Source organism: Marivibrio halodurans (genome assembly GCF_017963645.1).
In the GTDB taxonomy this organism is placed as follows: domain Bacteria; phylum Pseudomonadota; class Alphaproteobacteria; order UBA8366; family Aestuariispiraceae; genus Marivibrio; species Marivibrio halodurans.
The window spans coordinates 109,672-133,518 of record NZ_JAGMWN010000007.1 but is presented as its reverse complement, the minus strand read 5'-3'; the positions used below and the strand labels follow the sequence as shown (position 1 = coordinate 133,518).

The 23,847-nt window shown below is 66.1% G+C and carries 21 protein-coding genes; 7 read left to right on the top strand and 14 right to left on the bottom strand.

Annotated features, from left to right (window positions below):
* The first annotated feature begins 10 nt into the window (after positions 1-10).
* The 3 genes from KAJ83_RS15225 (at position 11) to speB (ending at position 3,456) form a co-directional block, all read left to right on the top strand.
* A complete protein-coding gene (locus tag KAJ83_RS15225) occupies positions 11-478 on the top strand; it encodes an Lrp/AsnC family transcriptional regulator (protein WP_210682953.1) in 468 nt (155 codons plus the stop codon).
* A gap of 300 nt (positions 479-778) precedes the next feature.
* Positions 779-2,296 (top strand): sensor domain-containing diguanylate cyclase, encoded by a 1,518-nt coding sequence (locus KAJ83_RS15220; protein WP_210682952.1) that lies wholly within the window; start codon positions 779-781, stop codon positions 2,294-2,296.
* A gap of 182 nt (positions 2,297-2,478) precedes the next feature.
* Positions 2,479-3,456 carry an agmatinase gene (gene speB, locus KAJ83_RS15215; RefSeq protein WP_210682951.1) on the top strand — a complete coding sequence of 326 codons (978 nt, stop codon included), beginning with the start codon at positions 2,479-2,481 and terminating at the stop codon, positions 3,454-3,456.
* A gap of 15 nt (positions 3,457-3,471) precedes the next feature.
* On the opposite strand, the gene KAJ83_RS15210 is transcribed toward speB, so the two are convergent.
* The 6 genes from KAJ83_RS15210 to KAJ83_RS15185 all read right to left on the bottom strand — a co-directional run bounded on the left by KAJ83_RS15210 (position 3,472) and on the right by KAJ83_RS15185 (position 10,201).
* Positions 3,472-3,819, bottom strand: coding sequence for a DUF3325 domain-containing protein (locus KAJ83_RS15210; RefSeq protein WP_210682950.1), 348 nt, complete (start codon positions 3,817-3,819; stop codon positions 3,472-3,474).
* Entirely contained in the window at positions 3,816-5,402 is a 1,587-nt protein-coding gene (locus tag KAJ83_RS15205) for a PepSY-associated TM helix domain-containing protein (protein WP_210682949.1), read from the bottom strand. The genes KAJ83_RS15210 and KAJ83_RS15205 overlap by 4 nt, the downstream gene beginning before the upstream one ends.
* Before the next feature lie 20 nt (positions 5,403-5,422).
* Positions 5,423-5,764, bottom strand: coding sequence for a hypothetical protein (locus tag KAJ83_RS15200; protein WP_210682948.1), 342 nt, complete (start codon positions 5,762-5,764; stop codon positions 5,423-5,425).
* On the bottom strand, positions 5,764-8,274 hold the full coding sequence (locus KAJ83_RS15195; RefSeq protein WP_210682947.1) for a TonB-dependent siderophore receptor: 2,511 nt from the start codon (positions 8,272-8,274) through the stop codon (positions 5,764-5,766). The genes KAJ83_RS15200 and KAJ83_RS15195 overlap by 1 nt, the downstream gene beginning before the upstream one ends.
* A 213-nt stretch (positions 8,275-8,487) precedes the next feature.
* Entirely contained in the window at positions 8,488-9,570 is a 1,083-nt protein-coding gene (locus KAJ83_RS15190) for a FecR family protein (RefSeq protein ID WP_210682946.1), read from the bottom strand.
* Positions 9,571-9,688: 118 nt separating this feature from the next.
* Positions 9,689-10,201 carry an RNA polymerase sigma factor gene (locus KAJ83_RS15185; RefSeq protein WP_210682945.1) on the bottom strand — a complete coding sequence of 171 codons (513 nt, stop codon included), beginning with the start codon at positions 10,199-10,201 and terminating at the stop codon, positions 9,689-9,691.
* Between the two features lie 227 nt (positions 10,202-10,428).
* On the opposite strand from KAJ83_RS15185, the gene KAJ83_RS15180 reads away from it, so the two are divergent.
* From KAJ83_RS15180 to rnhA, 4 genes are all read left to right on the top strand, one after another.
* Positions 10,429-10,926: a PAS domain-containing protein gene (locus tag KAJ83_RS15180; protein WP_210682944.1), complete on the top strand. Its 498-nt coding sequence runs from the start codon at positions 10,429-10,431 to the stop codon at positions 10,924-10,926.
* A gap of 142 nt (positions 10,927-11,068) precedes the next feature.
* The gene (ispH, locus tag KAJ83_RS15175) at positions 11,069-12,061 is read left to right on the top strand and encodes a 4-hydroxy-3-methylbut-2-enyl diphosphate reductase (protein ID WP_210682943.1); all 993 of its coding nucleotides are present in this window, start codon (positions 11,069-11,071) and stop codon (positions 12,059-12,061) included.
* A 36-nt stretch (positions 12,062-12,097) separates the two neighbouring features.
* Positions 12,098-13,060 (top strand): homoserine kinase, encoded by a 963-nt coding sequence (locus KAJ83_RS15170; protein ID WP_210682942.1) that lies wholly within the window; start codon positions 12,098-12,100, stop codon positions 13,058-13,060.
* The gene (gene rnhA / locus KAJ83_RS15165; protein ID WP_210682941.1) at positions 13,060-13,494 is read left to right on the top strand and encodes a ribonuclease HI; all 435 of its coding nucleotides are present in this window, start codon (positions 13,060-13,062) and stop codon (positions 13,492-13,494) included. The genes KAJ83_RS15170 and rnhA overlap by 1 nt, the downstream gene beginning before the upstream one ends.
* On the opposite strand, the gene KAJ83_RS15160 is transcribed toward rnhA, so the two are convergent.
* The 8 genes from KAJ83_RS15160 to KAJ83_RS15125 all read right to left on the bottom strand — a co-directional run bounded on the left by KAJ83_RS15160 (position 13,491) and on the right by KAJ83_RS15125 (position 23,755).
* Positions 13,491-13,976, bottom strand: a complete 486-nt coding sequence (locus KAJ83_RS15160) for a GNAT family N-acetyltransferase (protein WP_210682940.1) — start codon at positions 13,974-13,976, stop codon at positions 13,491-13,493. The two genes, rnhA and KAJ83_RS15160, sit on opposite strands and share 4 nt — an antisense overlap.
* A 130-nt stretch (positions 13,977-14,106) precedes the next feature.
* Positions 14,107-15,636, bottom strand: coding sequence for an SRPBCC family protein (locus KAJ83_RS19690; RefSeq protein ID WP_210682939.1), 1,530 nt, complete (start codon positions 15,634-15,636; stop codon positions 14,107-14,109).
* A 13-nt stretch (positions 15,637-15,649) separates the two neighbouring features.
* A complete protein-coding gene (locus tag KAJ83_RS15150) occupies positions 15,650-16,090 on the bottom strand; it encodes an SRPBCC family protein (protein ID WP_210682938.1) in 441 nt (146 codons plus the stop codon).
* A 6-nt stretch (positions 16,091-16,096) separates the two neighbouring features.
* Positions 16,097-18,391 carry a flotillin family protein gene (locus tag KAJ83_RS15145; RefSeq protein WP_210682937.1) on the bottom strand — a complete coding sequence of 765 codons (2,295 nt, stop codon included), beginning with the start codon at positions 18,389-18,391 and terminating at the stop codon, positions 16,097-16,099.
* A 57-nt stretch (positions 18,392-18,448) separates the two neighbouring features.
* Entirely contained in the window at positions 18,449-19,282 is an 834-nt protein-coding gene (locus tag KAJ83_RS15140; protein ID WP_210682936.1) for a phosphoenolpyruvate hydrolase family protein, read from the bottom strand.
* Between the two features lie 67 nt (positions 19,283-19,349).
* On the bottom strand, positions 19,350-21,659 hold the full coding sequence (locus tag KAJ83_RS19685; RefSeq protein ID WP_343222024.1) for an ABC transporter permease: 2,310 nt from the start codon (positions 21,657-21,659) through the stop codon (positions 19,350-19,352).
* A complete protein-coding gene (locus KAJ83_RS15130) occupies positions 21,652-22,461 on the bottom strand; it encodes an ABC transporter ATP-binding protein (RefSeq protein ID WP_210682935.1) in 810 nt (269 codons plus the stop codon). The genes KAJ83_RS19685 and KAJ83_RS15130 overlap by 8 nt, the downstream gene beginning before the upstream one ends.
* A 46-nt stretch (positions 22,462-22,507) precedes the next feature.
* Positions 22,508-23,755 carry an ABC transporter substrate-binding protein gene (locus KAJ83_RS15125; RefSeq protein WP_210682934.1) on the bottom strand — a complete coding sequence of 416 codons (1,248 nt, stop codon included), beginning with the start codon at positions 23,753-23,755 and terminating at the stop codon, positions 22,508-22,510.
* Positions 23,756-23,847: the final 92 nt, after the last annotated feature.

Here is a 23,847-nt window from a genome sequence, read left to right as displayed (position 1 = left end):
TCAGGGTGCCATGAATAAAATAGACTGGAAGATCATCACCGCGCTTCAGCAGAATGCGCGCCTGACCAATCAAGAGCTGGCGCAGATCGTCGGTCTCTCGCCATCGCCCTGTCTGCGGCGGGTCCGCAAGCTCGAGGATTCGGGCATCCTGCGCGGCTATCAGGCGCAGATCGACCAGACGCTCTATGGCTTGCCTGTCACCGTCTTCGTGTCGATCAAGCTGGAACGCCAGACGGACCACGCCATCCGCGCCTTCGAGCAAGCGATCCAGGACCTGGACGAGGTACAGGAATGCTATCTCATGACCGGCCCACGGGATTACTTCCTGCGGGTCGTCTCCGATTCCCTGCAGTCCTATGAACGCTTCGTCCGGGAGCGTCTGACCCGGATCGAAGGCATCGCCTCGATCGAATCCAGCTTCGCCTTCAATCAGGTCAAGCAGAAGCCCCGCCTGCCGCCTCCCCCGACGCTCGAATGATGGGCGAATGACGGGCGAATGCGAAGATCGGGGGCCACGGTCACCTATCGTCACGCGATCACGAAAATAACCGTTTACTTCGCATTCCAGGTAGAGCAAGAATATATTCGCGAGAAACTATAATGATTGAAAATAAAAAATAAATACAATCATAAGGTAGCCTGAAATGGCGCCCAAGAATGGGTGGGCGGGTGAATGCGTGGAACGAAGAATAAAAAAGTATTCCTTCTATTAAGTCTATCAATCGCTGTAATTGATATTTTATTTGTTTATATCAATAACGATAATGCATCGGATACATTGACGCGCACCCTCAAGGAGGAGAGTCGGGACCTCCGGTCGAGTTTCGAAGTCCTGACGGACCGCACCTATAGCAACATGCTGGCGATGGCCACCTTCATCGCCAACGATTCCGAGATGCAATCCCTATTTCTCGCCGGGGGAAAGGCGGTCGAGGCGGAAGGCGGCGGCGCGGGCGGGCCGAAGGCGGCCGGAATCCGGCGAGAACTCTTCGAGAGGATCGGTCCGAGTTGGCAACGCGTGCAGGACAGGTTCGATGTCCGCCAACTGCATTTTCATCTCGGACCCGGCTCCACCAGTTTCCTTCGCGTTCATCGGCCGGACAAATTCGGCGACACGATGCATGATGTCCGGCACACGATCGTCGATACGAACGCCGAGAAATCGCCCCGGGTCGGGTTCGAGACGGGACGGGTCTATTCCGGGTTACGCGGTGTCGTGCCTGTCTATGCGACCGACCCGGACAGTGGCGAGCATGTCCATGCCGGCGCGTTGGAAGTGGGGACGTCCTTCTCGAATATCATCAAGATCCTGGATGAACGGCTGGGCCAGGGAGTGGGCATCCTGCTTTCCATGGATCACATCGAATCGGCGATGTGGCCTGATTTCGTGAAGGAGCGATTCGGCGAGGGCGAGCCCGGATGCGACTGCGCCATCGAAGCGCAATCCAGGGAGGGGCTGCGTCCCATTCTCGCGAAGATGCCGGAACTCGGCCTCGATTTCCGGGACGAGGACACGAATATCGTCGAGACCGACGAGACCATCCACGTAGTAACGCATTTCCCATTGCGCGACTACAAAGGCATGCGGGAACCGGATCGCGAAGCGGTCGGCGCGGTCGTCTTCTGGCGCGACGCGACCGAACGAATCACCGCCCACCGCCGGGCAGCCCTCTTCAATATCGTCTATGGCATCGTCGGGTTCCTCTTCGTCGAACTTTTACTGTTCATGGCATTCCGGTTCGCGACCGAGCGGCTGGAGCGCATCGTCGCGAACCAGACCAAGGACCTCGAGGGCAAGGCACGCCAGCTCCAGGAACTGTCGATCACCGATCGGCTGACAGGCCTTTTCAATCGGTTGAAATTGGACAGCGCCTTCGCCGACGAACTTGAACGCCGCAAGCGATACCACAATGCCCTGTCCGTGATTCTCTTCGACGTCGACCACTTCAAGCGCGTCAACGATATCCACGGGCATCAGGCGGGCGACCGGGTATTGAGTGATATCGCCACCCTCCTACGCACCAGCGTGCGGCAGGTCGATATTCCCGGACGCTGGGGCGGCGAGGAGTTCCTGGTGATTTGTCCGGAAACGACCCTTGAGGGGGCGATGGTCCTCGCCGAAAAGCTACGTGGCGCGATCGCCGCGCATGATTTCGGGGAAATCGGGCAGGTGACGAGCAGCTTCGGCGTCGCGTGCCACGACGTGGATGAAAGTGAGGACAGCCTGTTGGCGCGTGCCGACCGCGCGCTTTATCGCGCGAAGGAGGACGGCCGGAACCGCGTCATGGCCGGATGACCTCCCTGCTTTTCAGGAGGGGCCCGGTTTGGAGGACCCGGTTTTGGAGGAAAAGGGCCCCGGCTTTTCCCGGGCCGGATCGCTCCGCTTCATTTCGCCGTGGTAAACTGCCATCCTTATCCGGTTAACCGCCCGACATGGATACCGCCATGGAGGGGCCCGACCGACCAAGGGACGCGATCATGAGCGACCAGCCCCCGAACTCGCCCCCTTCCGGCCAAGCCGAGCGGTCGGGCAAGCGCCGCGACAGGCCGCTGCCCACCTTCGCCGCGCGCGAAACCTTCTTCGGCACGGAGAAGATGGCGAATGCGGAGTTCTCCATCGCCGGCATTCCCTTCGACCTGGGCACGACCAACCGCGCCGGGGCGCGCGACGGACCGGCGGCGGTGCGCCGCGCGAGCCGCATGGTCGGTGGCACCTATCCCGATCTCTGGCCCGATCTCTACGGGCTGGATATCGCCGACGTGGGAAATTTCAGCCTCTATATGGGCCAGTTGGCGGACTCCCTGGACGCGATCGAGCGTCAGGCCATGGCCTACGACCACCTGCTATCGGTGGGGGGCGATCATCTCGTCACCCTGCCGCTGTTGCGGGCGGCGTCGAAGCGTCGGGGCGGGCCGCTCGGCCTCGTCCATTTCGACGCCCATGTCGACACCTGGGCGGAAACCTTCCAGGTGCCCTTCACCCACGGCACCAATTTCCGCATCGCCATCGAGGAGGGGCTGGTCGATCCGAAGCGGATGGTGCAAATCGGCATCCGCTGCCGGGTCGAACCGGAGGTCTGGCACTGGACGTCGGACCAGGGGGTGACGATCATATCGGCCGAGGAGGTGCATCTCGGCCGCCCGGACGAGATCGCCGCCCGGATCGTCGATATCGTCGGAACGTCTGGGGATACCTACCTCACCTTCGATATCGACTGCCTCGATCCGTCCTGCGCGCCGGGCACCGGCACGCCGGAGGTCGGCGGCCTGCTTTCATGGCAGACACGGGCCATCCTGACGCGGCTCAAGGGGCCACGCTTCATCGGCATGGACGTGGTCGAGGTGGCGCCCGCCTACGACGTGGCCGAGATCACGGCGCTCAACGCCGCCGCGGTCATGGCCTTCTATCTCGGCCTCCAGGCGAAGAAACGGGAAGGGCCCGAGCCCACCGGCTGACCCCTCACCTCCCTCCTATCCGGCGAACACCCCCATGGCCATCGCCCCCACCGGCAAGGGCGCGAGCAAACAGGCCATGCGCGCGCCCGTCCCCGCCGCGCGGACAGAAAAGGGCAGCAACAGGATCAACACGAGCCCCGCGACCGTGACCAGGCCGAGCCAGGCGGTCGTCCCGATGGCATGCCCCCACCGGTCGAAGCAAAGCACGAGCGCGCCGGCCAGCAACGCCGAACCGAGCAGGCGGGCCGCGAGACGCCCGCCACGGCCGGGCACCCGGCCCAACACGTCCCGCCCGTGTCTATCCATCGCGAGACACAGCACGAGCATGCCGATATAGGAGACGGCGAGCGCGAGCGCGATCATTCCACCCGCCCCACCGCGCGCCGGCGCACGCGTGCCCCACGGCCGGACGGCCGGACGGCCGCCACCGGCCAGCGGCCCGCGACCTTCAGGGCCGTCGCCCCCAACCCCAGCGCGGTCAGAAGGCAGATCAGATCGAAACCCGCCACGATCCAGCTCCCCGCCGGCAGGGTCACGAACAGATGACTGCCCGTCACCGCCATGTTGAGAAGCGGAATGGCCGCGAAAAGCCCCGCCGCGATGGTAAGCTGCTCCACCCAACCGACCCGCAGGGGCCGTAGGAAGGGGTGCAGGATGAAGGCCGCCCAGACGGCGAAGAAGACGCGGATCTCCCATCCCGCCCGGTCGGCCATATCCACCGGCAAAAGGCGGTTCGCGACGAAATAGGCGCCGACCGCGATGGTCAGGCCGGTGATGGCCGCGATGTTGAGACGCTCCATCACCTCGATATGGCGGGGTATGGTGCCGTCCGGGCGGGCCTGCTGCTTCGCGCGCTTGACCGTCCACAGGATAAGGCCGGTCCCCACCATGGCGGTTCCCGCGACGCCGGCCAGGAAGAACAGCCACCGCATGGTCGTATCCGCGAAGCGCGCACGATGAAGGCTGCCCAGCACATTGTTGGTCGCCTGGACGGCGGACTCCTCGATATTGTCGTCGCGGCCGATCAGGCGGCCGCTGCGTCCGTCGAAATGCAATCGCTCCACGCCGATAGACCCGCTGCCGCTATGCGCGGAAAGGCGGGTATTGCGCCGGGGAGCCAGCGTTATGACCGCCGCGCCGGCGGGATCCTCCACCATGATGCGCCCGGCCGGGATACCCCAAAGCGCCTCCGCCTGCGCGAGGACCGGACCGATCGGGGCGAATTCGGGCAGGTCGGCGGGCGTCAGTTGTTTTTCCACCGTGGTTTCCGCATCGGGCGGCGCGCCCCCCCTGCCATGGCGCCCCCCATCGTCCAATGCCCAGGGCATCAGTGTCGAGATGAAGAGGACCAGCCCCGAATAAGTGATCATCAGATGGAACGGCAGCCCCAGCACGGCGGCCGCATTGTGACCATCCAGCCAGGATCGCTGCCCGCCCTTCGCCGGCCGGAAGGTGAAGAAGTCCTTGAAGATTCGCCGATGGGTGATCACCCCGCTCAGGATCGCGACGAACATCGCCATGGTCGCGATTCCGACGATGGCGCGTCCCCAATCGCGCGGCAGGGCATAAAGCTCGTAATGGAAACGATAGAGGAAGTTACCGCCCGCCGTGTCCCGGGGATGCAGTTCCACGCCGCTGCCCGCATCCAGCACCGTGCCGGTCAACCCACGCCGGCCCGGCGGCGCGCCCGGCTCCCGCCAGGAGAGGCTGAGCGTGGGGGAGCGTTCCTCCGGCAGACCGACGACCCAGCTTTCGGCATTGGGCGCCAGGGTCCGCAGCCGCTCCATCGCCATCGCCGCCGTCTCCGGCCCCGGTTGAGAGGCATGCAGTTCCGGCTGCATCCAGAAAGTGACCTCCGTCCGGAAGAAGGCGATCGTCCCGGTCAGGAAGACCGCGAACAGCAACCATCCCGGCAGGATTCCTACCCAGGCATGCAACCAGGCCATGGATTGGCGAAAGCCACCCTTCATAGCCCGCCCCCCATTTGCGCCCCGCCGCCAATCTCATGGATGACGATCAGCAGGAGGCCAGCCAGAGCCGCCGCCCCGGCGATACCGCCCCACACCCGCGCCTGCCCCCGCACGGAGAAAGCCCAGATGATCGCGATCGCATGGATCGTGAAGGAGCCCATCGTCGCCGCGAGGCCCGCGTCCGCCGCCCCCAGGGGCAATAGCCGCGCCAACAGAAGCGTGACGAGGACCGAGAGCGCATATCCGCCCCCGATCCCCGCCACCGCGCGCGAGGCGACATCCAGACGGTAACGCGGGGACGGAGCCCGTCCACGCGCCCCGCGCGCCGCTTGCGCCATCAGAACCGCGCCCCGAGGCGGAAGCTGACCACCCGCTCCTCGCCATAGGTGACGGAACTGCCGTAGGAACGGCGGTCGAAATAATCCTTGTCCAGCAGATTATCGACGCGCAACGCGGCGTTCAGGGCCGGCCCGTCCTCGACATCCTGCTCATAGAACAGACCGACATCGACGATCCCATATCCCGGGTTTTCCGCGCCACTGAAGGTGCCGGAGCGGCTGTGGGCGGACAGGCCCGCGCCGATGCTGAACTCTCCGCTCCTCCGATCGCCGAGAACCCGAAACTTGTTCCAGAGGGACAGGTTGTGCCGCGACACATTCTCGAAATCCTGCCCGACATTGGCATCCGCATCGACGATTTCGGTCGCCAGATAGGCATAGCCCAGATGCGCCTTCCACCAGTCGTTGACCCGGCCGGAAAGCTCCGTCTCCAGCCCCCGGGAACGCTGCAGGCCATCGGAAATCCGATAGCCGAGCGACGGATCATAGGCCGGATCGTTGCGCTGCACGTTCTCCTTCTCCAACTGGAAGAGGGAAAGGGTGAAGAGCGCATCGCCATCGAACATATCACGCTTGAACCCGGCTTCGTACTGCACGCCGATCTCGGGATCGTCGAGAATGCCGCCATCCGGATTGCTGTAGAGTTGCGGGAAGTAGGATTCATTATAGCTGGCATAAACCGTCGTCACCCGGTCCAGATCGTGGATCAGGGCGAGACGGGGCGTCGGCCGGGCCGCATCGATCATCTGGGTCGGAGTTCGGGTTCCCCCTTTCGGTTCGTCCCAGCTTTCCCGCTCGGCGATGGTATAGCCGACACCGGCGAGGAGCTTCGTATCCTCGTTCGGGAGCGTCACCATGTCCTGAACATAGAAATTGTGGTCGCGCGCCTCGCTGAAACCGACACCGCCGCGTTGCGTGCCGATCAGGTCGAATATGTCACTCTGATAGGCATAGTCCCCCTGGACCGGATCGAATGGGAACTGAGAGGTCGGGCGTATGGGGAAGCAGTCCGAGCCCGCATTCGCGCCCGTGCTGCACTGGGCCACCCCGCCTTCGGATTCGCCATAGGCGAAGCCGTAGCCGAACAGCCAATCATGACCGAAATCGCCGGTATCGAAGCGCCCGCTCAGGTCGAACCCGGTGGAGATGGAATACTCCTCCGACTGACCGACATGCACCGTGCGCGGCAATGACGTATCGGCCAGGGGCGCTCCGCCCCCACGGCCGCCGATGCGCGTCGTCTGGTGTTCCTGATCCGTCGTCTGATAGGCCAGATAGGTCCGCACATTGAAGGCATCGGACGGCGTCCAGTTGTTCTCCAGCATGGCCGTATACTGTTTGACGTCGACGAAATCATTGTCGTGCCCCCAGAAGATATCCTCCTGGATCGGCAGCAACTCACCATTGACGCGGATATTGTCGTAGCGCTGCGGGACGCCGTCGATGTCGAGGGCCTCGACGGTGAACGTGCTCTCGAACTCCTCGCTCGGCACCCACTGAAGCGCGCCCATCAGGCTCTTCGGTTCCTCGTAGATCTCCTCGACATTGTCCTTCTCCCGGCCGTAATCGGCGATCAGACGGACGCGCAGGCTTTCATCCTCGCTGACCGCGCCGGTAATATCGGCCGTGCCGCCGTAACTGCCGAAGGAATCGCCCCGGACGCTGACCTTCTGGGCCGCCTCGGCCTGGGGCTTCTTATAGACATAGTTGAGGACACCGCCCGGTTGGGACGCACCGTAATAAATACCCGCGGCCCCGCGCAGCAGATCGATCCGCTCCATGCTGGCGGTGCTGCGGAAATTGGTGCCGGTGGTGTAGAAGCGCTGACCGTTGACCAGGATGGGACCGTCCCCGGCGATATCGAAGCCACGCACGAAAATGCTGCGCACGAAGTTCGATCCGGTGTCTGAATTCGTGCTCTGATGCGTGACGCCGGCGATATTCTCCAACGCATCGTAGACCGTCGTGTCGCCGCGGTCCTCCATCAGTTCGGAATCGACCTGATTGACGGTATAGGGCGTCTGTCGGATCGGCAGGTTCATCTTGGTGCCGACCGAACTTGGCTGCGGGCGATAGTCGGTCTCTCCACCGGACATGTTGCGCCCCTCGACATTGATCGGGCCGAGCTGCATCGGTCCGTCGCCAGACGCATCGGCGGGGGTAAGCACGACGCTGCGCGTGTCGGCAAGACGCCAGGTAACGGGCGTCCCTTCCAGGAGACGGGTAAGCGCCGCTTCCGGTGCCATAGCGCCCGATACGGGCGTGGAGGTCAGACCGGCCAGGGCGCCATGATCGACCGACACCTGGTAACCGGACTGACGGCCGAAGGCCATCAACGCCGCCGACAGCCCCTGCCCCGGGATGTCGAAGCGCACCGCCTCGCCCGATTGAGCCAATTTCGCCGTAGCCGCGCCGCCTCCGGCGGTCAGTGTCGCGGCATCGGCGGCCTGGGCCTCACCCATCGGCGGCATGGCGGCGATCGCGACCGCCGCCGCGGCGCAGAGCCACACCGACATCCGTCCCGGTATCACGGGTCCCGCCAGACTGCGCGGCGCGCGCGCCCGGCGCCTATTGGTTTCTCCCCGAACAAACATAACCTCTCCCTCTCGCAACAAGCGACAACCATGCGACTGGCTCGCATTCGCATCTCTTTGTAGGGGACGAGGCTCGGCAGCGGTTTTCTCACGCCGATGCGATAAATCCGGTCCGGCGGCCCCCGCCGGTTAGAAATCGGTCATAAGAAGGAAGTGATCCGACACCGCGCGCACACCCGCGCCATAGGGGGCGACCAGCGTCCGCAGGGCCCGTTCCGGCCGGGTAAGGTCGAAAACGCCGGTGACATGCCTGGCCTCCGCCTCGGTGCTCGCCACCAGGATCATGCCGTCGTGATAGCGTCGGAGGACATCGACCACATCAAGTAACGGCGCGTCCTCCACCATCAACTGACCGCTGCGCCAGGCGGCAACGTTCGCGACATCGATCGAGGTCACCGAGGAATGGCCCGTCGTCCGGTCGATCGATAGCCTTTGACCCGGCCGAAGCCGGGTCGGCGCGGCCGCATCCCGGGAGACGTCGACCGACCCTTCCGCGACGGCGACGACGAAACGGCGCGCCGTCACCCGCACATCGAAGGCCGTGCCGGTTACACGCACCGTCAAATCCTCCGCCCGGACAAGGAAGGGCCGGTCGGGGTCGGACTCGACGTCAAAGAAAGCCTCCCCCTCGACAAGCCGCACGGATCGTTCGCTCTCTCCCATATCGAGGGCGATGGCGCTGTCCGCGGAGAGGTGAACGTTCGACCCATCCGAAAGCGCGACGGTGCGGGTCTCGCCGACGGCGGTACTGACGTCCGAAAGGATATCCCGCATCATCGACGGCGCGGCCAGGACGACCGCGAGACAGGCGATACCGGCCGCCACCGCACGGATCACCGTCCGTCGTCGCGGCGCCGCGCGCCGACGGGAGTGGCCGCGCGCGCGGCCATTCCCACGCCTCCACCCGTGCCGCGCGGCCGGCATCCCAACGCCCGCCGTGTCATCCCACCCCCTGTCAGCCGACGGGCCGGCACCATCGAGCCCATCGCCGGCGGTCCGAGGTCGCACCGAGGCCTCGGCCGCATCGCCGGATAGACGCCATGCCCGCGAAACAAGACGCCAAGCCTCGGCATTGGCTTCGTCCCGTTCGATCCACCGCTGGAAACCGGCGGACACCTCAACATCGTCGGCGGCCTCCCGCAGGCGATGGAACCATGCCGTCGCCTCGTCGATCGCATCGTCGTTGGGAAACGGTCCGGCGGTCTCGTTCATCTCTCGCACTCGATGGGGCTCGCAATGATGGTGTGCTTATTCGTGAAGATCGACGGTTTGCCGCTAATCCAAGAGACGAAGCGCGGTGACGAATTTCTCACCGGGGTGCATAAAATAATCATGATTCGGAATCGCGCAGACGCCGCGCGATATGGGCATGCGCCTGCTGGGTCCAACGACCCGCCGTCGCGACGGAGATATCGAGGCGCTCCGCGATCTCCCGCAACGGAGCCTCGCCGAGACGATGCATCTCGAAGGCCAGCCGCATCTTGTCCGGTAATTCTGAAAGAGCGCGATCAACCTCGGCCAGCTCATCGCTGTAGAGCGCCCGGTCCTCGGGAGAGGGAACCATCGGGTGAGGGTCGCTGACGCTCCGAAAAGCCTTGTCGCGCTGATCCTCCGCGATCGTCCGGCGCCGCCAGTCCAGGGCCAGATTGCGTACGATCCGATAGAGATAAGCCACGGGTTGATCAACCGGACGATCCGCGCCGTCCTGGGGCATGAATCGAAAATACGCCTCCTGAACGAGATCCTCCGCCCAGGAGCGGGAGCCGACAATCGGCGTCGCATAGTCGATCAGGGACGCGCGGTATCTGAGATACAGCTCCAGTTTGCCGGCATTCTCGCTCACCTGTTCGTACTACCCCCGCATCGTCAGGCAGCTCCCCGGATCGCCATGTCATCTGGCTTCGTTCCAAGTCCGACACTACTCAAGATGAAAATGATTATCAATATCAACATAAAGACTTACCACATCCCACCGAGCGTGAAACCCGTAAAACGAGTGCGGATTCTTCAATCTATTCATAGCCGTGCATTAATGGTACTTAAGGCTAGGTTTCGACAATCCGGGGATCGATGATGACGCTCGACGGGTTCACGAAGCAGTCTGAATTATCGTGTTTCCTCGACGCCGTCCCCGGTACCGTCGCGGCTTTCGACGTCGCCGATGTGCCGCCCCGGCTGTGGCCCTATCTCTATCTTCTGGACGTGGACGGCCCGGGCCTGATCGTGCGGCTGACGGGTGACCGGCTTCGACACACCTTCGGGCGGGACCTGCGGGGTGTCGATTTGCGCCGGATCATCCACGGCCCCGATACGCACACGGTCACCGCCGCCTATGACGGCGCCATCGCCGAACGGCACCGCGTCGCCATGCGCCGGACGGTTCATCTGCGCGAACGGAACGTGACCTGTCGAATCGAATGCGCCTTCACCCCGCTTATTGAGCGGGACGTCGTGCGGCAGATCGTCGGCTGCCTCTTCAGCGACTATATCACCTTCTCGGAAGGCGATACGGAGGAGACGGTGATCGTCACCCTCGCCCCGCCCCGGGAGAATGCCGTCATCGGTTGACGTTGCCCGTGCTTCGGGTCACCAATGGGCGGGTTCCGGGCGGGAACCGGCCAAATTGGATATGGGCCCTTTCGGATATGGATAGGCACGGATGACCGACGATCAGGCCATTGCTTCGCGGAACGCGCGGGAAGACGGTCCTATGAGGTCCCCGGAAAAGGCCCGTGGGAACGCCCCGGGGCGCCCTTCCGGGGAAAAGCCGCCGCTCACCATCCTGCTGGCCGGGCCGCGCGGGTTCTGCGCGGGCGTCGATCGCGCGATCCTGATCGTCGAGAAGGCGCTGGAGCGGTTTGGTCCGCCCGTCTATGTGCGGCACGAGATCGTCCATAACCGCTTCGTGGTCGAGAACCTGGAAGCCAAGGGCGCCGTCTTCGTCGACGAGGTCGAGGACGCGCCAACCGATCGGCCGATCGTCTTCTCCGCCCATGGCGTCCCGAAGCACGTGCCGGACGAGGCGCGTCGGCGCAACATGATCTATGTCGACGCGACCTGCCCGCTGGTCAGCAAGGTTCACCGCGAGGTCGAACGCCATCATGCCAATGGCCGCACCGTCGTGCTGATCGGCCATGCCGGCCATCCGGAGGTGGAAGGCACGATGGGCCAGTTGCCCGACGGCGCGATCCTGCTGGTCGAGAAACCGTCGGACGTCGCGACGCTGGAGGTCGCGGCGGACACGCCGCTTGCCTACGCCACGCAGACGACCCTGTCCGTCGACGAGGCGGCCGCCTCCATCGCCGCCCTGAAGGCGCGCTTCCCGGAGATCGCCGGCCCGAAGCAGGAGGATATCTGCTACGCCACGACCAACCGGCAGAAATCGACCCGCGCCATCGCGGAGCGCGCGGACGCGGTTCTCGTCCTCGGCGCGCCGAACAGTTCCAACTCGAACCGGCTGGTCGATGTCGCCCGGGACCAGGGCGTCGATAACGCCCATCTGATCCAACGCGCCCACGATATCGATTGGCGCGGGCTCGCCGGGGTTCGCACCCTCGGCCTCACCGCCGGCGCGTCCGCGCCCGAGGTGCTGGTGGAGGAGGTGATCGAGGCCTGTCGGGCGCATTACGACGTGACGATCGAGGAGGTCGTCACGGCGGTCGAAACCATCGAATTCAAGCTGCCGCGCGCGTTGGTGGCCTGACGGAACGGCGAACATCAAGGGCGGGCGCGGCAGGGCATGGCGGTCTACACGGAAGTCTCCGACGAGGAGATGCGTTCCTTCATCGCGGAATATGATATCGGCGATCTGGTCTCGGCGAAGGGCATCGCGGAAGGGGTCGAGAATTCCAACTATCTGATCCGTACCACGCGGGACAGTTACATCCTGACCCTCTACGAGAAACGCGTGCGGGAGGAGGATCTGCCCTTCTTCCTCGGCCTGATGGACCATCTGTCCTCGCGCGACATCCCGTGCCCCGAGCCCCTGCGCGGCCGCGACGGAGAAGCTTTGCGGCGGCTCGCCGGCCGCCCGGCGGCGATCATCACCTTCCTGGAGGGCATGTGGACCCGCAAGGTCCGGGGCGTGCATTGCGCCGAACTGGGCCAGGGTCTCGCCCACTTCCACGCGGCCGGCGCCGATTTCCCGCTCTATCGCGCGAACGCGCTCGGCCCCGACGGTTGGCGCCCGCTCTACGAGATGTCGGCGGAGCGCGCGCACGAGGTCGACCCCAATCTCGGCCCGCTGATCGAGGACGAGCTCGACGCGTTGGAGGCGGATTGGCCAACGGGCCTGCCGGAAGGGCTGATCCATGCCGATCTCTTCCCCGACAATGTCTTCTTCATGGGGGACCGGCTGTCGGGGTTGATCGACTTCTACTTCGCCTGCAACGATTTCCTCGCCTACGATCTGGCCATCTGCCTCAATGCCTGGTGCTTCGAACGCGATCGCAGCTTCAACATCACCAAGGCGCGGCAGTTCCTCGACGCCTATACCGGAGAACGGCCGATGACGGCGGCCGAACTGGAGGCCTTGCCGATCCTGTGCCGGGGGGCGGCCATGCGCTTCCTGCTGACGCGGCTTTATGACTGGCTGAACTGCCCGCCCGGCGCGCTGGTGAAGCCGAAGGACCCGCTGGAATATGTCGCCTATCTGCAGTTCCATCGCGGCGTCGAGGGCCGGTCGGGATACGGTCTCGGCTGATGGCGGAACAGGTCGAGATCTTCACCGACGGGGCCTGCAGCGGTAACCCCGGCCCGGGCGGCTGGGGCGCGGTGATGCGCTTCCGCGGGCAGGAGAAGGAGCTTTCCGGCGGCGATCCCGCGACCACCAACAACCGCATGGAAATGATGGCGGCCATCGCCGCGCTCGAAGCGCTGAAACGCCCCTGCCGGGTGGTGCTGACGACGGATTCCAGCTATCTGCGCGACGGTATCACCGGCTGGATACATGGTTGGCGGCGCAATGGCTGGAAGACGGCAGCGAAGAAGCCGGTGAAGAACGCCGACCTCTGGCAAAGGTTGGACGAGGCGGCGAAGCGTCACGACATCGACTGGCGCTGGGTCAAGGGCCATGCCGGCCATGCGGAGAACGAGCGCGCCGACGCCCTCGCCCGCGCGGCGATTCCAAAACCCTAACCCGAAAGACGGCGCGCCATCGCATAGGGGTAGGCCGCGCTCGCATGGGCTTCATAACCGGCCTTCGCGAAGAAACCCTGTGAGTCGATATGGGCGCGCACGACGAGGGCGTGCACGCCTTCCTCCCGCGCCGCCGCCTCGACGGCATTCAGAAGCGCGCGGCCGATCCCCCGATGCGTGCGCGGCGGATCGACGAAGAGGCCGTGCAGCAATCGGCTCGGCAGGCCGGGCAGCCCCTCCCCCTCCTTCACCGCGGCCAGGGTCGCGACCCCCGCGACGCGCCCATCGGCATCCTGCGCCACGAAGAACCGCATATCCGGCAGGTCGAAAGGGTCGTAGCGATAGCTCGGCAAGGCGGCACGCTTGACCCGATCCGACGTCTTCCAGGACCCGACCGCCCGCTCGATGACCCTGTTGACCTCGGCCAGGGCGCGGGCGTCCGGCAATGTCTCGACAACGCTCGCAACCTCTTTTCCGCTCATCTTCCAACCCTCTATCGACCAAAAATTGTATCATTGTCGGTCATGAGGGGCGACTTAGGACAAATGGGCGTATCTTCCAGGGGGTACCGTGTCACACCGCCGCCCGGCCGATTGAAGGCCGGATGACCGCTCAGAGGGTCAGGATCGTGGAGCCGGTGGTTTGGCGCGATTCAAGCGCGCGGTGCGCATCCGCCACCCGGGCCAGTGGGAAGCTCTGCCCCGCCTCGACCCGAAGCCACCCGGCGCGCAACCCTTCGAACAGCCGGTCGCTGAGACGCCGGACCGCGGCCGCCGTGCCGGTGTAATGGGCATAGTTCGGACGCGACAGGCAAGCCGACTTGCCGGCATAGCCCGCCATGTCGAGAAGCGGCAGCGGCCCCGACGCCTGACCGAAGCTTACCAGATGGCCGCGCACGGCCAGCGCCTCGAAGCTCTTCTCGATCGTATCGCGCCCGACCGCGTCATAAACCACGTCGCAGCCGCGCCCGTCGGTGATGTCCCGGACCGCCGCGACGAAATCCTGGCGGGTCGTGTCGATCGGGAAGGCGCAGCCGTTCTCCCGCGCGCGGCGGGTCTTCTCCGGACCGCCCGCCGTGCCGATCACGGTGGCGCCCAGCCGCCGCCCCCATTGGCACAGCAGCGTGCCCACCCCGCCCGCGGCCGCGTGGACGAGGATCGTGTCCCCCTCTGTCACCCGGTGCACATCGTGCAGCAGGAAGGCCGCCGTCATGCCCTTCAGCAACCCGGCGGCGGCCGTCTCGTCCGGGATATCGTCCGGCAGCGGCACCAGCAGATCGGCCGCCATGGTCCGCCGTTCGGCATAGGCGCCCGGCGGCGGGCAGGCATAGCCGACCCGATCCCCCTCCCCCAGGCCATGCACGCCGGGGCCGACATCGGTGACGACGCCCGCCGCCTCCATGCCCAGGATGCCCGGCGGATCGACCAGCCGGAAATAGCCCGTGCGACAATAGACATCGATGAAATTGAGACCGATCGCCGTATGACGCAACCGCACCTCGCCAGGGCCGGGCGCCGGGACCTCGACCGTTTGGCGCTCCAGCACCTCCGGCCCGCCATGGGCGGTCATGACCATACCCCAGCTTTCGATCGCCCCGCCCGCGCGCCGAACCGCCGGGGCCGCCGGCTCGCGCGCGGCAGATGTCGGGGAGGAAGGCTCCGCCCGCGCGGATCGCGGCGCCGCGCCGGCGCGGGCGGAAGGCGTTCGGGACAAACGCTCCCGGATCGCCTCGAAACCGGCTTGATAGACGCCCTCGCCGACCAGTTCGACCAATTCCGCGCGGCGCGACGGCGGACAGGTGAACTCGCTGCGCCAGTCCCAGAAGGTGCGGTCCCCATCGCTCACCGGCCGTAGCCGCACCGTCGCGACATAGCCGTCGAGCGGGATGGGCGCATCGGTCAGGCAATAGGTGAAGCTCCGCTCCCGGTCGTCGAGGGCGAGCAGCCGCTCGCGCAGCACGCTCTCCCCGTCGGAGAGGATGAAGCGCCGCACGCACCCCACCTCGTCCCCGGCGCGCCCATCCTCGATCACGCTGTCGGCGATGGCGGGATGCCAGAACTTGTGGCTGTTGAAATCACGGATCGCCGCCCAGACCGCATCGACCGGCGCATCGATCACCGTGCTTCGCACGAGCTTCACCATCGCCGGGCGTCCCTCAGGCCGCGCCGAAGCGCTGCTTCAACGCATCGAACCCACCCTGGAAGACGCCCTGGCCGACCAGTTCCGCGAGTTCGCCCTCACGCTCCGGGGCGCAATCGAATTCCGCCGTCCATTCGGCGAAGCATTGATCCCCGTCGGTCACCGGAAGCAGCCGGAAATCGGCGATATAGTCCGTCACGCCCATCGGCGATTCCAGGATCGAATAGCGGAAGCTGTAGTCGAAATCCGAGAGCGCCAGAAGCTGCTCCCGGATGCGTCCGCCGTCCTTCAGCGTGAAGTTGCGGATACAGCCCACGCGATCGGAAGGGACGCCGTTCTCGATCCGGCTTTCCGCGATCGCCGGGTGCCAGTCCGGCAACCCGTTGAAGTCGCGCACGACGCGCCAGACCCGGTCGGCCGGCGCGCCGATGACGCTGGAGGTATAGACCTTCACCATGACGGATCAGCCCGCCCCCTCGCGGTCGCCCTTGGCGCTCTTGCCCCCCTTGGTACCGCCTTCGCCCTTGGTGCCGTCATCCCCGCTCCCGGCGTCATCGGCCTTGGGGTTAACGGCCTGGGGGTTAACGGCCTGGGGATTCACGGCCTTGGCGTGGTTCAGGACATTGGTCAGCCGGCCGATATCGCCGCCGCTGATGCCGATCTCGGACAGCAGATTGTCGATCAGCGGCGCTTGCGCGCGGTAGCGCAGGGCGGAGTTCACGACATTGTCGGCGAAGCCGCCATTGCCGGAATCGCCGCCTCCGCCATTGCCGCCCGAGCCTCCGCCGGACCCGCCACCATGGCCGAGCAGGCCGTCGACCTGCAGGATCTTGATGCCCTCGATCCGCTCCAGCGGCTTGGCACTCTCGCGGATGATGCCCTCCAGCTTGTCGATGAGCTTGAGGCGCATTTCCGAGCCGCGCGCCGGATCGGACAGCACGTTGAGCGCCTCGTTGAGCTGGCGGCGCCCCTCGGCATCGATCTCGTAGCGCAGCTTGTCGGCGAGCGCGCGGAGCTTCTCCGATTCCGCCTCGCCCTCGGCCATGGCCCGCAGCGCCTCGGCCCGCTCCAGGCTGGCCATGCGCTCGGCCTCGGCGCCCTTGCGCAGCTTGATGCCGTCGCGCTCCGCGGCCAGTTCCGCCTGGATGAGCTCGATCGCCTTCTTGCGCTCCGCGATCTCCATCTCGCGCGCGGAGAAGGTCTTCTCCTCCGCCTGGATCGCCTTGGCCCGGGCGCCCTCGCTCTCGACCAGCGCCTCGGAGCGCTGCTTGGTCTTGCCCGCGACCTCGATCGCGCGGTCGATCTCCGCGATCTCCAGGGCCAGTTGCTGGTCGATCTCCATCTTGCGCAGTTCCTTGCGCTGGAGGATACGGGCCTCGTCCAGGCCGCGCTCGCTCTGGATACGGGCGCGCTCGACCTCCTCGCGGGTCTGGATCTCTGCCTCCTCCAGCGCCTGGCGCCGGCCGACTTCCAGCACCTGAAGCGCCTTCTCGCGGGAGATGCGGTCCTCCTCGATCAAGCGGTCGCGCTTGATCTTGGCGCGTTCCACCTCCAACAGCGCCATGAGGGTCTGCTCCTCGGACTCCGCCTCGACCTTGGCCTTCTCCAGCGCCTTCTTGGCGAGCGCGATGGCGCGCTCCTCCTCGGCCAGTTGGACGGACTTCCGGCGCTCGACCTCCAGGCGCTCGGTCTCGGCCTGGCTGGCGATGCGCTCCTCCTCCAGGGTCTTCTCGGTGGCGATGCGCTCGCGCTCCGTCGCCTCGCGGGCCTCGGTCTCGGCCTTCTCCAAGGCACGCCGGCGGGAGACCTCCAGAGTCTGGGTCTCGCGCTCGCGGGTGATGCGTTCCTCGTCCAGCGTGCGGGCCTGGGATATCTTGGCGCGCTCCACCGCCAGTTCGGCGGCGATGCGCGCCTCCTCGGCCTCGCGCTCGCGCTCCGCGCGCTCGCGGCTCACCTCCGCGCGCTGACCGGCGCGGCGGCCCTCGATCTCGCGTTCCTGGTCGAGGCGGGCATATTCACTCTCCCGCTCGATATCGAGGGCCATCTTCTCCGCCTCCAGATTCTTGTTCCGGATGGCGATCATGGTGTCCTGCTCGATGTCGTTGCGGGATTTCTTGCGCCGCTCGATCTCCTCGGTCAGGCGGGTCAAACCTTCCGCGTCGAACGCGTTCGACGGGTTGAAATAGTCCATGTTGGTCTGGTCCATGCCGGTGAGCGAGACCGCTTCCAGTTCCAACCCGTTGCGCGAGAGCATCTCGGCCACCGATTCCTGTACCCGGCGGACGAATTGGCCACGCTGCTCGTGCAGTTCCTCCATCGTCATCTCGGCGGCGACGGAACGCAGGGAATCGACGAATTTACCCTCGACCAGTTCCTTCAGCGCGTCCGGTTGCATCGTGCGCCGGCCCAGCGTCTGGGCGGCGGCGGAGATCGCGTCGCGCTTCTGGGCGACGCGCACATAGAACTCCGCCACCACGTCGACCCGCATGCGGTTCTTGGTGATCAGGGCCGCTTCCTGGCCGCGCCGGATCTCCAGGCGCAGGGTGTTCATGTTGACGGGCGTCACTTCATGGACAATCGGCAGCACGAAGGCGCCGCCGTCCTTGACCACCTTCTCCCCGCCCCAGCCGGTGCGCACGAAGGCGGTCTCCTTAGTGGAACGGCGATAGAGCCAATGAAGCAGATATACGCCCACGACGATGACGACGGCGAGGATGATGATCCCCAGAACCGTCCATCCGATCGCTGCACCAGACATCGTATCCTCCCTGCTGTCTTGGGCGCCGGGACCTCGGCCGCGCGGCGCCCGGACGGGTTAATGCCGTCCGATCGTCTTGAATTTGCGCGTCTGTTCGGTAAGCGCCTTTTCGGTCGGCAGGCGCTCCATCGAGCTAGCCCCGTAGAAGCCGTGGCAATCGGGGCAGCGTTTCAGGATATATTCCGCATCCTCGGGCATGGAGATCGGCCCGCCATGGCACAGCACGATCACGTCGCGCCGCACCTTCATCGCGGCCTTGGCCCAACTGTTGATGGAGGCGACGCAATCGTCGAGCGTCACCGCCGTCTCCGCCCCGATGGCCCCGCCGGTCGTCAGCCCCATGTGGCAGACGACGATATCGGCCCCGGCCTCGGTCATCGCGCGGGCGTCGTCCTCGCTGAAGACATAGGGCGTGGTCAGCATGTCGAGATCGTGCGCCGCCCGGATCATGTCGACCTCCAGGCCGTAGCCCATGCCGGTTTCCTCCAGGTTCGCGCGGAAGGTCCCGTCGATCAGCCCGACCGTCGGGAAATTCTGCACCCCGGCGAAGCCCAACTCCTTCAGTTGCTTCAGAAACGGTCCGCGCAGCATGAAGGGATCGGTTCCGTTGACGCCCGCCAGGACCGGCGTCTTCTCGACCACCGGCAAGACCTCGCGCGCCATCTCGACCACGATTTCGTTCGCGTTGCCGTAGGCGAGCAGGCCCGCGAGCGAGCCGCGCCCCGCCATGCGATAGCGTCCGGAATTGTAGATCACGATCAGGTCGATGCCGCCGGCCTCCTCGCACTTGGCCGACAGGCCCGTGCCCGCGCCGCCGCCGACGATTGGCTCGCCCCGGCGGATCATCGTGCGGAAGCGGTCCAGGATCTCGCGTCTTTCCAATCTGGCCATGTCCGGCCTCTCCCTCTTTCCTCGTCGTCCTTGCCCGCGCGGGTCCCGCCCGCCAGGAACCACCCCGTCAGGAGCCCGTCCGCGCGCCCAGCGCCCGGCCGCCGGCCGGGGCCTGGATCGCGCGGAATTGCTCGACCAGCGCCTCCGAGAAGGCCGGGTCGTTGATATTGTGCTTCAACCGGATCAGCCGGCGATTCGCCGTCGGGCGGAACGTCTCCTCGATCGCGTTGAAGAGGGCGGCGTCCGCCTCGGGATCGTGGAAGGGCATGCCCGGCGCGTCGAGCAGGGAGACCCCACCCTCCGGAATCAGGAAACGTACCGGCCCCTCGCAGCGATTGAGCTTCTCCGCGATCCAACGGCCCATGGCCGCGTTCTCCTCCGCCGTGGTGCGCATCAGCGTCACCTGCGGATTGTGCTTGTAGAGAGTACGGTTCTTGAACCGCTCGGGAACCGTATCGAGCGCGCCCCAGTTCACCATGTCGAGCGCGCCGCATGACCCCACATAGGGCACGCGGGAGCGCGCGACGGCATCCAACCGCCCCTCGCCCGCGGAGAAAACGCCGCCCATCAGCAGGTCCGCGATCTCCGTCGTCGTGGCGTCGATGACCCCGGCGAGCATGCCGCTCTCCGCCAGTTTCTCCATCGACTGACCGCCGGTTCCGGTCGCGTGGAAGACAAGGCAGTCATACTCATCCTCCAGCAGACGCTGCGCCTGCTGCACGCAAGGCGTGGTCACGCCGAACATCGACAGGCCCACGGCGGGCCGCGCCTTCTCCCCGGCGCCGCCGCGCCCGCGGACACCGTCCTCCCCCGCATTGGCGATCATGCCGCCCAGCGCGTGCGCGGCATTCGCCAGCACCTGCTCGGAAATGCGGTTCAACCCCTGCACGTCCGTCACCGAATACATCATGGTGATGTCGGTCGGCCCGACATAGGAGGAGACGTCGCCCGACGCGACGGTCGAGACCATGACCTTCGGCACGCCCACCGGCAGACGCTGCATCGCCGGCGTGGCCAGGGCCGTGCCGCCCGATCCGCCGGCCGAGATCACGCCGGCCAGGTCGCGGCGCCCGGGCAGGAAACGCTCGAACGCGACGGCCATGGCGGAGACCGCGCTGCCCCGGTCGGCGGTGAAGACCGCATGCGCCCCGCCCGGATGATGGGAGGCGACCTCCGTCGGTCCGACATCGGCCGTGGACGGCCGGCCGGACGTGCTGAGGTCGACCGTCACGACGGGCCGCCCCATCGCTTCAAGACGCTGGGCGATGAAGCGCAATTCCCGCGCCTTGGTGTCGAAGGTGCCGACGACATAGGCCGCGCCCTCATAGGCGCGGGTAAAGGGAATCGGCGGGGCGGCGCGCTTGAGATCGCGCGCGGCCTCGCGGCTGTCACCGCCAGAGGCCGCATCGCCGTCCCCGTCACGCGCACGGCGGGCGAGCGGGTTCGCCTGCGACCAGCGGGTCGGGACGTCGCGCCGGCTGCCTGAAGGACCGGCGCCAGGGACGGGGCCCGCATCCTCGTTCGCGGCTTCGCGCCGAACGCGATAGACGACCGGCTCCGGCGCCCGGTCCGCTTGCCCAGCGTCGTCGTCGGCGGCGTCCTCCGCCTCGTCGTCGTGGCGGCCGACGCCCAACAGGCGCTGTTGTAGGGCGGTGTCGGCGCGCAGTTCCTCCGCCGCCATGTCGCGCGCGATGCGGCCGTTGATCATGACCCCGACGCGCTCGGCGATATCCAGGGCGACGCCGATATTCTGCTCGATCAACAGGACGGAGATGGCTCCCTCCGCCGCGAGATCCCGCAGCATGTTCTCGACCTGCTCGACGATGACGGGGGCGAGGCCCTCGGTCGGCTCGTCCATCACCAACAGGGTCGGATTGCCGAGCAACGCGCGCCCGATGGCGAGCATCTGCTGCTCGCCGCCGGAAAGCTGACCGCCGCCGCTGCGCCGCCGTTCATGCAGGCGCGGGAAGGTCTCGTAGACCCGGTCGACGGTCCAGTCCGCGTCCCGCCCGCCGCGCTGGGCGAGGCGCAGATGCTCGTCCACGCTGAGCGACGGCCAGACGCGCCGGCCCTGCGGCACATAGCCGATACCGAGCCGCGCGATCCGGTTCGGCGACATCCCGACCAGTTCGCGCCCATGGAACTTGATCGATCCGGCCGAGGGACGCACCAGCCCCGTCACCGCGTTGCAGGTCGTCGTCTTGCCCATGCCGTTGCGGCCGACGACCGCCAGCACACCGTGATCGAGGGTAAGATCCACCCCCTGGAGCGCGGGCGCGTGCCCGTAATGAACGGTCAGGCCGCCAATCTCCAGAACCGGCGCTGTCTCGCGCCGGGTGCCGCGTTGCGCGCCGCGCGTCTCCCCGCGTTCAGCCATGACCGCCCCCGAGATAGATGCGCTGGACCTCCGGATCGGTCTCGATCTCCTCCGGGCTGCCATGTTTGAAGAGGCGCCCGTTGTGCATGATCGTCACCCGATCGACGACGCGCAAGGCGACGTCCAGGTCATGCTCGATGATGATATAGCCGATATGGCGCGGCAGGGCCTGGAGGATCTGGATAAGTTCCCGCCGCTCGACCGAGGAGAGACCCGCCGCCGGCTCGTCGAACAGGATGAAGCGCGGCGCGCCGGACAACGCCATGCCGATCTCCAACTGCCGCTGCTGACCGTAGGCGAGTTCGGAGACGGGCGTATCCGCCAAATGGTCCAGGCGGACCGTATGCGCCAACTCCTTCGCCATGCGTAGCGCCGGGTCGTCCTTACCCGGCCGCTTCAGCGAATAGCGCCGCCGGGTCACGCCCCGGCAGGAGAGATAGAGATTGTCCAGGATGGTGAGACCCCGGAACAGAAGCGAATGCTGATAGGTGCGCCGCAGACCGCGCCGAATGCGCTCATGCGGCGGCAGATCGGTCACATCCTCCCCGAAGAAGCGGATGCGTCCGGACGTCGCCGGAAAATCCCCGGTGATCGCGTTGAACAGCGTCGTCTTGCCCGCGCCGTTGGCGCCGAGCACCGCGCGCCGTTCGCCCGCGCCGACGGAGAAGCTCACATCGGCGAGCGCGACGACGGCACCGAAGGTACGCCCCACGCCCTCGATATCGAGGGCGTGGGCCGCGCCGGCCTGTTCGACCCGTTGGGCCGTTTCGGACCGGGGGCCGGAGCCATTGCTCCGCGGCATACCTTCGGCGACCGCCATCACGTTTCTCCCGAAACCCGTCTAGCGCTTACGAACAATCGGGATTGTCGCGGCCGACCGGGCCATAGGACATGAACTCCTCGCGCGGAACACCGAGCGTCTGGTTCACGTCGTGGATGACCTTCACGACCTTGTTGTAGAGCCCGTCATCGCCCTTCGCGACTTCCGTCAGGAAGATGTCGGCGATGGCGTTGCGGTTCTCGTCGAGCTTGACCATGCCGGTCGGCGTCTCGAATTCGAGGGTCGAGAGCACCTCGCGATACTTCGCGCCGCCGTCGGACAGATCGCCGCCGACCTCTTCAAGCGCCAACACCGCCGCCTTGGTGTTCACGTAATAGGCATGCGCGAACAGCGAAGGCGAGGGGAAGCCGTCCGGGAACTGCTCCTTATAGGCCGCGACGAACTTCTGCCAACGCGGATCGTCCCAGTTATCGGCGATCGGCCCGGCGGACGGCGTGCCCGCGACATAGTCGGCGCGCTGCCCCTTGGAGCCCAGCACCGTTTGGTCGACCGTGATCGACCCGCCGATCAACGGCGCTTCGCCGCCGGCCTGCTGGTACTGCGACAGGAAGTTGATCGCATCGGCACCGCCCAGCGCGACATAGATCGCATCGATGTCGAACGGAAGCGCCGCGATGATCGAGGAATAGTCCTTGTTGCCGATCGGCACCCAGTGCTTGTCGACGACCTTACCGCCCAATTCGCAGAAGGGCAGCATGAAGCCCTGCACCTGGGTATAGGGGAAGGAATAATCCTCGGCGATGACGACGACGTTGCGATAGCCCTTCTCCTCATAGGCATATTCGCCCAGACCGGCCATCCACTGCGCGCCGTCGGTCGAGAAGCGGAAGAAGTTCTCCGCCGGGTCGCGCAGCGTCGTGTCCTGCGCCGCCGAGGAGCCGTTGAGGAACGTCACGTCCGGCTGCGTCTTGGCATAGTCCTTGACCGCCAGCCCTTCCGAGCCGGAGAGCGGGCCGATCAGGACCTCCACGCCATCCTGCTCGACCAGCTTGCGCGCGGCGCGCACGGCGCTGTCCGGCGACGCATCGGAGGAGCCCTCGATCAGTTCGATCTTCTTGCCCCCGACCTCGTAGCCGACTTCCTCCAGAGCGAGCTTCACGCCCCGCAGGCCGTCCTCGCCCATCACCGTGAAGGCGCCTTCCAGGGTGGCGAGCGCCCCCATCTTGATCGTGTCCTGGGCTGCCGCCGGCCCCGCCGTCATGCCCACCGACGCCGCGAGCGTCAGCCCGAGCATCGTGCGTTTCAATAACCGCATGGTTGCTTCCTCCCTTCTGCGCGGACCGGCCTCGCGCCGTCCGCTTTCTTCTCTTGGCCAGCCAGGGACCATCCCCGGCCGCGAGCACCCAT